Origin of the sequence: Actinokineospora inagensis DSM 44258, assembly GCF_000482865.1 — a bacterium.
Classification (GTDB): domain Bacteria; phylum Actinomycetota; class Actinomycetes; order Mycobacteriales; family Pseudonocardiaceae; genus Actinokineospora; species Actinokineospora inagensis.
Genome location: NZ_AXWW01000098.1, coordinates 1 through 10,319 on the forward strand (window position 1 = coordinate 1; position 10,319 = coordinate 10,319).

The 10,319-nt window shown below is 67.9% G+C and carries 9 protein-coding genes; 7 read left to right on the forward strand and 2 right to left on the reverse strand.

The genetic code is table 11. The features are described 5' to 3' along the window. Positions 1-421: IS110 family transposase (locus H504_RS0125820; RefSeq protein ID WP_026425139.1), on the forward strand; the 421-nt coding region annotated here is incomplete at its 5' end. Between the two features lie 827 nt (positions 422-1,248). Here H504_RS0125820 and shbA read toward each other — a convergent pair. Continuing rightward, the gene (gene shbA / locus H504_RS0125825; protein ID WP_281173664.1) at positions 1,249-1,911 is read right to left on the reverse strand and encodes an RNA polymerase sigma factor ShbA; all 663 of its coding nucleotides are present in this window, start codon (positions 1,909-1,911) and stop codon (positions 1,249-1,251) included. Positions 1,912-2,594: 683 nt separating this feature from the next. On the opposite strand from shbA, the gene H504_RS0125830 reads away from it, so the two are divergent. The 3 genes from H504_RS0125830 (at position 2,595) to H504_RS0125840 (ending at position 6,118) form a co-directional block, all read left to right on the forward strand. Further along, a complete protein-coding gene (locus H504_RS0125830) occupies positions 2,595-3,557 on the forward strand; it encodes a D-2-hydroxyacid dehydrogenase (RefSeq protein ID WP_026425141.1) in 963 nt (320 codons plus the stop codon). A 67-nt stretch (positions 3,558-3,624) separates the two neighbouring features. Continuing rightward, complete coding sequence (locus H504_RS0125835) at positions 3,625-4,908, forward strand: acyl-CoA dehydrogenase family protein (protein WP_026425142.1); 1,284 nt, start codon at positions 3,625-3,627, stop codon at positions 4,906-4,908. 10 nt (positions 4,909-4,918) lie between these two features. Further along, entirely contained in the window at positions 4,919-6,118 is a 1,200-nt protein-coding gene (locus H504_RS0125840; protein ID WP_026425143.1) for an acyl-CoA dehydrogenase family protein, read from the forward strand. 601 nt (positions 6,119-6,719) lie between these two features. Here the strand turns inward: H504_RS0125840 and H504_RS37030 are convergent. Beyond that, positions 6,720-7,355: a TetR/AcrR family transcriptional regulator gene (locus H504_RS37030; protein WP_035306167.1), complete on the reverse strand. Its 636-nt coding sequence runs from the start codon at positions 7,353-7,355 to the stop codon at positions 6,720-6,722. A 162-nt stretch (positions 7,356-7,517) separates the two neighbouring features. On the opposite strand from H504_RS37030, the gene H504_RS0125850 reads away from it, so the two are divergent. The 3 genes from H504_RS0125850 to H504_RS40530 all read left to right on the forward strand — a co-directional run. Continuing rightward, complete coding sequence (locus tag H504_RS0125850; RefSeq protein ID WP_084468227.1) at positions 7,518-8,945, forward strand: MFS transporter; 1,428 nt, start codon at positions 7,518-7,520, stop codon at positions 8,943-8,945. A 117-nt stretch (positions 8,946-9,062) separates the two neighbouring features. Next, the gene (locus H504_RS0125855; protein WP_026425145.1) at positions 9,063-9,815 is read left to right on the forward strand and encodes an SAM-dependent methyltransferase; all 753 of its coding nucleotides are present in this window, start codon (positions 9,063-9,065) and stop codon (positions 9,813-9,815) included. A gap of 350 nt (positions 9,816-10,165) precedes the next feature. Then, positions 10,166-10,319 (forward strand): helix-turn-helix domain-containing protein (locus H504_RS40530; RefSeq protein WP_245614461.1); only part of this gene is annotated, 154 nt, incomplete at its 3' end.

A 10,319-nucleotide genomic window follows, 5' to 3' on the forward strand; every position in this document is an offset into this window, starting at 1 on the left:
CCAACAACGCAAACAGATCGCCACCGAGGTCGAGGGGATACTCGACGCGCACCCTCTCGCCGGGGTCGCCCGCATCCTGCTGGAGATCGGCGACGCCTCCAGCTTCGCCTCCTCGGCACACCTGGCCGCCTACGCCGGCATCGCCCCCGTCACCCGCGGCTCCGGCACCTCGACCAAAGGCGAGCACCCGGCCCGCACCGGCAACCGCAAGCTCAAACGAGCGTTCTTCCTGGCCGCGTTCGCCGCCCTGTCCAACCCCACCAGCAGCGCCTACTACGACCGCAAGAGAACCGAGGGCAAGAAACACAACGCGGCACTCATCCACCTCGCCCGCCGCCGCTGCGACGCCCTCTACGCCATGCTCCGCAACAGCACCCACTACCGACACCCCGAGACCGTCCCCACCCCAACCGCGGCTTGACAACCACATAGGGACACCCCCCGTCCTTCTTCTCCCCCTGCACCCCCGCGACCTCTTACCGCCACCCCACCGGGCGCAGCCCGGCCCCCACCCTTCCCGGGGGGCGTCCCCGAGGCCAGTCTACCGGCCAAGCAAGATCAGCAGGGGCGCCGTCGTGGTCTGTGGACAACTGGGTGGAGTGTGGACACTGCGAGTGCGAGCGGGACGAATGAGGGCGGCGCTGCGTTTGTCGCCTACTACGCGCTTGAGGGCACGGTGGGTCACCGGGTGCGGCAAACGGAATGAAGTCGCGCGTATCCGGCGCGAACAATGTGTTCACTGTGGATACCGGACGGCCTGGCGTCGAGCAGCGCCAGCACACCAACGGGCAACAGATCCGCAGAACAGTCCACACATGCCAGCCAGCCCGCAGATCTTTCGCGCTCAGGCCAACACCCAACGGACGACCATGCCCCCGCGAGTAGGTCGACCGACAGCACCAGCCCGCGCCACAACTTCTCGACCAGAAAGCGGACAACCGCCCGCGACCCAGCCCCCACCCTTCCCGGGGGGCGTCCCCGAGGCCAGTCTACCCGCCGAGCAAGATCAGCAGGAGACAGCGCCGGGGCCTGTGGACAACCAGAAGAAATGTGGACACCTCAGTAACGAGTGTGGACATCCCAGCGACGAAAATGTGGCCACCTCAGCGCGGCAGCGATCAAGGGACATGAGCCACTGACCCACCCGCACACCAAGCCCAAGGTGATCAACAGCCCGGAAAACCACACGACCGCTGGGCCACGGCACACACGTGGCCCAGCGGTCTGGATGGGAGCTTCGAGAGGGTCTTACAGCCAGTCGGTCGCGGAGAGGCTGCCGCGCAGGCGGGTCAGCGCGCGGTGTTGGGCGACGCGGACGGCGGTGGCGGTGAGGCCGATGGCGGCGGCGGTCTCCTGGGCGGAGAGGCCGACCACCAGGCGCAGGACGAGGATTTCGCGCTGGCGGGGGGCCAGGGTGTCGAGCAGGGTCGCCAGCCGCGAGCGCATTTCGGCGCGCAGGGTGATCTGCTCGGGGCCGAGGCCGTGGTCGACGGTGTCGGGCACGTCGGCGACGGGGTCGGAGCGGTCGCGGCCGGAGCGGCGGTAGTAGTCGGCGACCTTGTGCGAGGCGATGCCGTAGACGAACGGGAGGAAGGACTCCTTGTCGTCGGAGTACCGCGGCAGTGCGCCGAGCACCGCGAGCAGGATCTCCTGGGCGACGTCGTCGGCCGACGAGAACGCCGAGCCGGTGCGGCCGATGCGCGCGCGGCAGTACCGCGTGATGGCGGGGTTGATCCAGGTGAACAGGGTGCCGATGGCGTCCTGGTCACCCTGCAGGGAGGCGGCCACCAGTTCGTGGAAGGCCGAGCTCTTGAGCCGCGCGAACACGGCGTCGGTTCCCTGGTTCCGGCCGGTGGGCTGGGTCTCCCGCGGCGCCGCTTCCGGCGTCGGGGAGGATACGGTCGAACTCACATGAGCCCCCAGATGTAGCGGCGCACCGATGAGGGGTGGTACGCCGTCGAGGTCCGGAACGGCGCGGGTGTCCCGGCTCACCGTCCCATCCTTCCGAGCGACAGTCGGATTCGATGGTGGCCCTGACGGAGAGTGATGGTAGCCGGGGTGGAGGCTGTGCACCAGGGGTATCGCTGCTGCATACGGGCGATGTTTTCGTATTCAACCTCACAGCGGTAAGGGCACAACGACCCTATCCGCCGCTTGGGCCGCGACCTGCCGCTGGACGGCCGCCAACCCCGTCCGAGCCATCAGTGGTCTCGGTCACCTTGCCGCCCGGTGCGTGGTGTACGGGAAAACCCCAGGTAAAACGGACTGTAACCGGCATCGACCGACTGGGGAACCACCATCCGTGCGGCGAATTCCCGCCGGCAACCCCCACATGATCCACATCGTCCTCCGGGCATACGGCTGCGTGACCGACCCCCTTGCTCCATAGGTGTAGTACTTCTCACGAATGGAGTAACGATCGCTCTACACAGACGAGCATGATCAACTCGAAGTTCACCTGAATGTGCAGTAACGGGCCGCTGAGCTGGGGAAACTTGGCCACGCAACGCGTAGTTTGACACCACCCCGAACCGGTTCCTAGCGTTCGTTGCTTGACCGGCCACGGCCACCACGAATCGAGGCACGCCCACTCGATGGACACCCGCCACCGGCCGACCGTCGTCGTCCTGCACGGCACCGATCGACCCCCCGGCATGGCCCAGATCGAGGCCAGAGCCACCATCCGTTACGCCACCCCCGAGAGCCTGCCGGACGCCGTGGCGGGCGCCGAGGCGCTGTTCCTCTGGGACACCCGCGCCACCGCCCTGGCGACCGCCTGGGCCACCGCGGACGCCCTGCGCTGGGTGCACGTCGCCGGGCCCGCCGTCGCGCACCTGCTGTTCCCCGCGCTGCGCGAGAGCGACGTGGTGCTGACCAACTCGGCCGGGGTGTTCGACGAGCCGATGGCCGAGTACGTGCTGGGCCTGGTGCTCGCCTTCGCCAAGGACCTGCCGACCACGCTGCGCGACCAGCAGCGGCGCCGCCTGCGACACCGGGAGACCGAGCGGCTGGCCGGGTCGCGCGCGCTGCTGGTCGGCACCGGGCCGATCGCCAGGGCCATCGCCCGCCAGCTCACCGCGGTCGGGGTGCGGGTGTCGGCGGTCGGGCCGGTCGGGCGCACCGGCGACCCCGACTTCGGCCTCGTCGCGCCGATGAGCGGCCTGCGCGCCGCCGTCGCCGAACACGATTGGGTCGTGTTGGCCGCCGCGCTGAGCGCGCACACGAAGGGACTGGTCGACGCGGACCTGCTGCGCTCGATGCGACCGACCGCGCGCCTGATCAACATCGGTCGGGCCGGGCTGGTGGTGACCGCGGACCTTGCCAACGCGCTCGACCGCGGTCAGCTCGCCGGGGCCGCGTTCGACGTGTTCGCCGACGAGCCGCTGCCCGCCACGTCGCCGCTGTGGGACATGCCGAACGTGCTGATCTCGCCGCACATGTCCGGCGACGTCGTCGGCTGGCGGGAGGAACTGGTCCGCCGGTTCGCCGACAACCTGGCCAACTTCACCGCGGGCCGCCCGCTGACCAACGTGGTGGACAAGTCGCGCGTCCGCTGAGCCCTAATCTACTCTAGAGTAGGTACCGATGGGTAGGTGAGGAGTCGCGATGGGCAAGCGGAACGCGATGGGCGCGGCGCTCGCCGGGCTGAACCGGCTGGCGGGCGCCGCCGTGCTCGACCGGCTGGGCCTGCGCAAAACGGTCGAGCGCGGGGTCTACCAGGCCACCAAGGCGGGGTTCACCGCCGCGGGCGCGGTGAGCCGGACGTTCGCCGGGGTCGCCAACTCGGGGGCGGCCGACCGGCCACGAGCGGTGCCGGACCCGGGGTTGTTCGATCTGACCCCGACCGACGAGCAAGCGATGATCAAGTCCACGGTGGCCGAGTTCGCCGTCGAACGGCTGCGCCCGCGCGCCGCCGAGGCCAACGAGACCTGCACGACCCCGGACGAGGTGCTCCGGACAGCGGGTGAGCTGGGCGTGACCCTGGTCGGCATCCCGGAATCCCTTGGCGGGCTGGGGAATGAGCGCTCCACGGTGACGAACGTGCTCATCGCCGAGGCCATGGCGCACGGGGACATGGGACAGGCGGTGGCCTGCCTGGCACCGTCGGCCGTCAGCACGGCACTGGTGTTGTGGGGCGATTCGGCCCAACAGGCAACTTATCTGCCCGCTTTCGTCGGCGACAACATCCCCGCCGCGGCCTTGGCCGTGCAGGAGCCGACAGTCCTGTTCGACCCGTTCTCATTGAGCACCAAGGCCTACCGGACTTCCGGCGGTTTCGCGTTGACCGGCGTGAAAGCCATGGTCCCCCGGGCCGCCACCGCGGAGCTGTTCGTGGTTGCGGCCGATGTAGACGGTCGTGGCCCCGCATTGTTCATTGTGGAGTCAGGTTCGGCGGGCCTCTCCGTGGAATCCGACCCCGGCATGGGATTGCGGGCCGCGGGGATGGGCAGGCTCAGGTTGGACCGGGTCAACGTGCCATCATCGGCGTTGCTCGAGGGTCCGTACGAGGACTGCATTCGCTTGGCGCGCTTGGGTTGGTGCGCCTTGGCTCTCGGCACGTCACAGGCCGTCCTGGACTACGTGATCCCGTACGTGAACAACCGCGTCGCCTTCGGCGAGCCCATCAGCCACCGCCAGGGCGTCGCGTTCAAGGTCGCCGACATCGGCACCGAACTCGAGGGCATGCGCCTGGTCACCTACCGCGCCGCCGCCCGCGCCGAGCAGGGCAAGCCGTTCGCCCGTGAGGTCGCCCTCGCCAGGAAGCTGTGCGGTGACCAGGGAATGCACATCGGCGACGACGGCGTCCAACTCCTGGGCGGCCACGGTTTCGTCAAGGAACACCCCGTCGAACGCTGGTACCGCGACCTGCGCGCGGTCGCGTTCGCCGAGGGCACCATCCTGGTCTGAGGAGTCTGCGATGATCAACCTCGAGGTCCCCGCCAAGTTCGCCCGGCTCGTCGCCCAGGCCCACCAGGCCGCAGCCGAGTTCTTCCGCCCCAACTCCCGCAAGTACGACGAGTCCGAACACACCTACCCCCGCGAGCTCGACCTGCTCGCCGCCTTGCTGGACGGCCTCTCCGCCTCCGGCGGCGGCGCGGGCACCTCCGGCGTCCGCCGTGGTTCCACTTCGGACTCAACCGCCAACCGCAACGGTGCCAACCTGCGGCTCCTGCTCGGCACCATCGAGATGTGCTGGGGCGATGTCGGTCTGCTCCTCTCGATGCCCCGCCAGGGCTTGGGCAACGCCGCCATCGCCTCGGTCGCCAACGACGAACAACTGGCCCGCTACCGGGGGAAGTGGGCCGCCATGGCCATCACCGAACCCGACACCGGTTCCGACTCCGCGGCCATCCGCACCACCGCCACCCCCGACGGGGACCATTACGTGCTGAACGGCGAAAAGATCTTCGTCACCGCGGGCGCCCGCGCCGACTGCGTCGTCGTCTGGGCCACCCTGGACCGATCCCTGGGCAAGTCCGCCATCAAGTCCTTCGTCGTCGACCGCGACACCCCCGGCTTCGACCTGGTCCGCCTGGAGAAGAAGCTGGGAATCCGCGCCTCCGACACCGCCCACTTCCGCCTCACCAATGTCCGTGTCCACAGGGACAACCTCCTCGGCTCCCCCGAGGTCACCACCGGCTTCGCCGGGGCCATGCAAACCTTCGACAACACCCGCCCCCTGGTCGCCGCCATGGCCATCGGCCTGGCCCGCGCCGCCCTGGAAGAAACCCGGCGTCTCCTCACCACCGCCAACATCCCCATCGACTACGACCGCCCACCCCACACCCAACCCACCCCCGCCGCCGATTTCCTGACAATGGAAGCCGACTGGGAATCCGCCCACCTCCTCGCCCTCCAAGCCGCCTGGATGGCCGACAACCACCAGCCGAACTCCCTCCAGGCCTCCATGGCCAAGTCCAAAGCAGGCCGCACCGCCACCGAAATCACCCTCCGCTGCCTGGCCCTCACCGGCGCCCTCGGCTACAGCGAAACATCCCTCCTGGAAAAATGGTCCCGCGACGCCAAAATCCTCGACATCTTCGAAGGCACCCAACAAATCCAACAACTCATCATCGCCCGCCGCCTACTCAACAAAACCTCCGCCCAACTAAAATAACCCCCCGCCACCCCATATCAGCAAAGCCCCACACCCGCACCGAACGCCTCAAAAAAGCCCGCCCCACATCGACGAAGCACCACCCCCGGCACCGCGCACCTCGCACCTCGAAACCCACGCTCCATCGACGAAGCGCCACACTTGCACCGCGCGCCTCGGGACCCGCCGATCCCAACCGCCCGTTGTGGTGAAGTTGTTTTGTTTGGGGGAGGCGGTGGCCTAAGCCGGCTGGCGGGGAAGGCCACGCTTTCCAGTGGCCCCGCCTTTTAGCCTTACCCAGGCTGCCGCTAGGGGCCCCAAACAAAACAACTTCACCACAACGGGCACCCCAAGCTTTAATCTGGCGCCCAAGCGCCGGCGTCGCCGCCAGGCGACAAGGCCGACCCCCGAGGCGAAGCCGAGGCCCAGTGACCCTCATACCATGATCAACCAGCCGAAAAGCCCCCGAATACACAGCCTAACCAAGCCCACCGACAAGATCGCCCAGCCGACCAAGAACCATGATCAACCTGAACTTGAGCCCCTGAATAAACAGCCTACAAGACCCCACCGACAAGATCACCAAATCGACCCCTCACGCCCCCAGCCCTCTCACACCCCCTCACACCTTCGACCCCGCAATCGCGGCAAACAGATCAGCATGGGTCACCCCACTGGCAGGCAGTTCAGCACCCCCCACCCGTATCCCGTCAAACAGGATCATCAAATGCCGCCGCCACAACTCCGGATCGGCAGCTCGTGTCGCCGCACACACCGTCACCAGCATCACGATCATCGGCCCGATATCAGTTCCCCGCAAATCCCCCCGCACCACCCCCGCCGCCTGCCCCCGGGCCACCAGCGAATCCACCGCAGGCACATAATGCGCCGATATCACATCCAACTGCCCAAAATCCTCTTTCGTGCAGATCTCGAACAGCCCTCGATCCCCCGACTGCCGCTGCACCACATCCGTCACCAGTTCCAGCAGCCCCGCCAGCGGATCCGGATCGGCAGCACACCGATCGATAATCGAAATGATCTCCGCGACCACGTGGTCGAACACCGCCCGGATCAGCGAGTCCCGCGTCGGAAACCGGCGGTAGAGCGTCCCGACCCCCACACCGGCCCGCCGCGCCACGTCGTCGAGTGACGCGTTGACACCGTGGAGTGCGAACACCGCGCGGGCGGCTGTCACGATCCGCGCCCGGTTTCGCTCAGCATCCGCGCGGAGCGGCCGATCAGTGTCTGAGGTCACCCTCTCAGCTTAGCGGAAAACCGGAGGGACCTTCTCCACTTCTGTGTTAGCGTCACCACGACGCCACGGTGACACCACTGTGGACATCTCCTGCAGGGGGCGAAGACCTTGACCATCTCGGACGACCGACCCGCCGTCCACACCAGTACCCACCACGACCACATGCACGCGAAGCGCTGGCTGATCCTGGCCGTCATCGCGATCGCGCAGGTCATGGTGATCCTCGACGCGACGGTGGTGAACATCGCGCTGCCATCGGCGCAGAAGTCGCTCGGCTTCAGCGACGACCAGCGGCAGTGGCTGATCACCGGGTACGCGCTCAGCTTCGGCAGCCTGCTGCTCATCGGCGGCCGGATCGCCGACCTGTTCGGGCGGAAGGTGACCTTCCTGGTCGGTGTCGCCGGGTTCGCCATCGCCTCCGCGGTCGGCGGGGCCGCCACCGGGTTCGACGTCCTGGTCGCCGCCCGGATCGGGCAGGGTGTGTTCGCCGCGCTGCTCGCGCCCGCGGCCCTGTCGCTGCTGACCACCACGTTCACCGACCCGGGCGAGCGCGGCAAGGCGTTCGGCATCTTCGGTGCCATCTCCGGCGCGGGCGGCGCGATCGGCCTGCTGCTCGGCGGGGTGCTCACCGAGTACCTGGACTGGCGCTGGTGCATGTACGTCAACCTGGTGTTCGCGGCCATCGGCTTCTTCGGCGGCATCACCCTGCTCGGCAGGGCGAGCGCCACCGAACGCCCGAAGATCGACTTCGTCGGGGTGGCCTCGGCGACGCTGGGCATGTTCGCCCTGGTGTTCGGCCTGGGCAACGCGGAGAGCAAGTCGTGGGGCGACCCGGGCGTGTGGGCGTTCCTGCTCGTCGGCCTCGTCCTGCTGACCGGCTTCGTGGTGTGGCAGACCATCGTCAAGCACCCGCTGCTGCCGCTGCGCGTCCTGCTGCACCGCAACCGCGGCGGCTCCTTCCTGGCGATCTTCGTGCTGTGCGCCGGGATGTTCGTGATCTTCCTGTTCCTCACCTACTTCATGCAGGTCAACCTGCAGTTCACCCCGGTGACCAGCGGCATCGGCTTCCTGCCGATGATCGGCACGCTGATGGTCGGCGCCACCCTGGCCACCACCGTCCTGCTGCCCCGCGTCGGCCCGCGCCTGCTGGTCAGCGGGGGCATGGTGCTCGCGGGCGCCGGGATCGGCCTGCTGGCCCTGCTCAAGGCCGACAGCTCGTACGCCAGCGGCGTGCTGCCCGCCCTGCTCGTCGCCGGTTTCGGCATCGGCCTCACCATGGCCTCGGCGATGAACGTCGGCATCGCCGGGGTCGACCCGCAGGACTCCGGGGTCGCCTCCGCCGCGATCAACGCCGTCCAGCAGATCGGCGGCTCGATCGGTACCGCGCTGTTCAGCACCATCGCCTCCAGCGCGGTCACCGCCGCCCTCGGCGACGGCAAGGCCCCGCTGGACGCCGCAGTCGCGGGCTACAGCACGGCGTTCACCTGGAGCGCCATCCTGTTCGCCGTCGGCGGCGTTGTCTGCGCTTTCATCCTGCGACCGGGCGTACCGGACGAACTGACGACCGCGGGCCCCGCCGTCCACATGTGACAGTCCGCGCTTCGGGGGGCTCACCGCTCGGTGGGCCCCCTTTCGCATGGCGCGACGGGGATGTCACCGAGGGCTACCATCGATGGTGGGACACCCAGGTGAGCGGGGAGGACTGACGTGACGCAGATCGATCCTGACCAGGCACATCCGGCTCGGATCTACGACTACCTGCTGGGTGGGGCCTGCAACTTCGCCCCGGACCGGGCGTTCGCCGAGGAATTCCTCCGGGTACTGCCAACGGCCGCCGACGCGGCGCGGATCAATCGGGCGTTTCTGCAACGGGTTGTCCGGTATTGCGCGAGCCAGGGGGTCAACCAGTTCCTCGATCTTGGCTCGGGGATTCCGACTGTCGGCAATGTGCACGAAACCGCGCCTGGCTCCCGGGTTCTCTACGTGGACAACGACCCGATCGCGATCGCGCATTCTGAGATCGAACTGGCGGAGACGCCGACCGCGCGGGCGCTGCTGGGGGATTTGCGAGAGCCGGAGACAATTCTTGAGGCGGCCGCGTCTGTTTTGGACCTTTCGCAGCCGATTGGGGTGTTGATGCTCGCGGTGCTGCACTTCATCCCCGATCCCCACACGGCGGTGGCGCGGTACCTGTCGGAGATCGCGGCGGGGAGTTACGTGGCGATCACACACGGGACGATGGAGGGAACGCCGGACGGGCGGGGGGACGTGCTTCGGCTGTACGCGAGCAGCGGATCGCCTGCTACGCCACGAGATCGAGAAGAGGTGGCGCGGTTGGTCGGGGGAATGGAGATCCTGGCGCCGGGAGTGGTGTGGACGCCAGAGTGGCGGCCGGAGCGGGATGTTGTGGGGGATCCGGCGGAGTCATTGACGTATGCGGTGGTGGCGCGGAAGGGGTGAGATCGGGGGCGACGAGCTCGTCTCGGTGCTTGTTTTGGTGGGTCTAGGCTTGCGATCTTGGCTTGGCGATCTTAGTTTGGCGATCTTGTCGGGGGGCTGGACTAGGCTGTGTATTCGGGGGCTTTGCTGGCGGTTGATCATGGTGTGAGCCGTCCCTGGGCCTCGCTGCGCTCGGGTTTCGGCCTTGTCGCCTTCGGCGACGCCGGCCATTGGCGCCAGATAAAAGCGGTGGTGCCCGTTGTGGTGAAGTTGTTTTGTTCGGGGCCTTGACCTCAAGGGGTCGATGCGCCGGGTGTGGGATGATCTTCGTGGTCGAGTGATCGGAGATCGTTTCTGTGGCGTGTCGTGTGGTGTTGGGGTTTGACGAGCGGGAGACGATCTCGCGGGAGTTGCGAGCCGGGCGGTCTTTTCGGTTTATCGGGAGGGTGTTGGGTAGGCATCATTCGGTGGTCGCTCGCGAGGTGGCCCGTAATGGTGGTCGTATCGCTTATCGGGCGTGGGTGG

Coding starts and splice junctions, on each gene's coding strand:
- H504_RS0125830 (WP_026425141.1), top strand. CDS start 2,595: ATGGACACCCGCCACCGGCCGACCGTCGTCGTCCTGCACGGCACCGAT.
- H504_RS0125835 (WP_026425142.1), top strand. CDS start 3,625: ATGGGCGCGGCGCTCGCCGGGCTGAACCGGCTGGCGGGCGCCGCCGTG.
- H504_RS0125840 (WP_026425143.1), top strand. CDS start 4,919: ATGATCAACCTCGAGGTCCCCGCCAAGTTCGCCCGGCTCGTCGCCCAG.
- H504_RS0125850 (WP_084468227.1), top strand. CDS start 7,518: ATGCACGCGAAGCGCTGGCTGATCCTGGCCGTCATCGCGATCGCGCAG.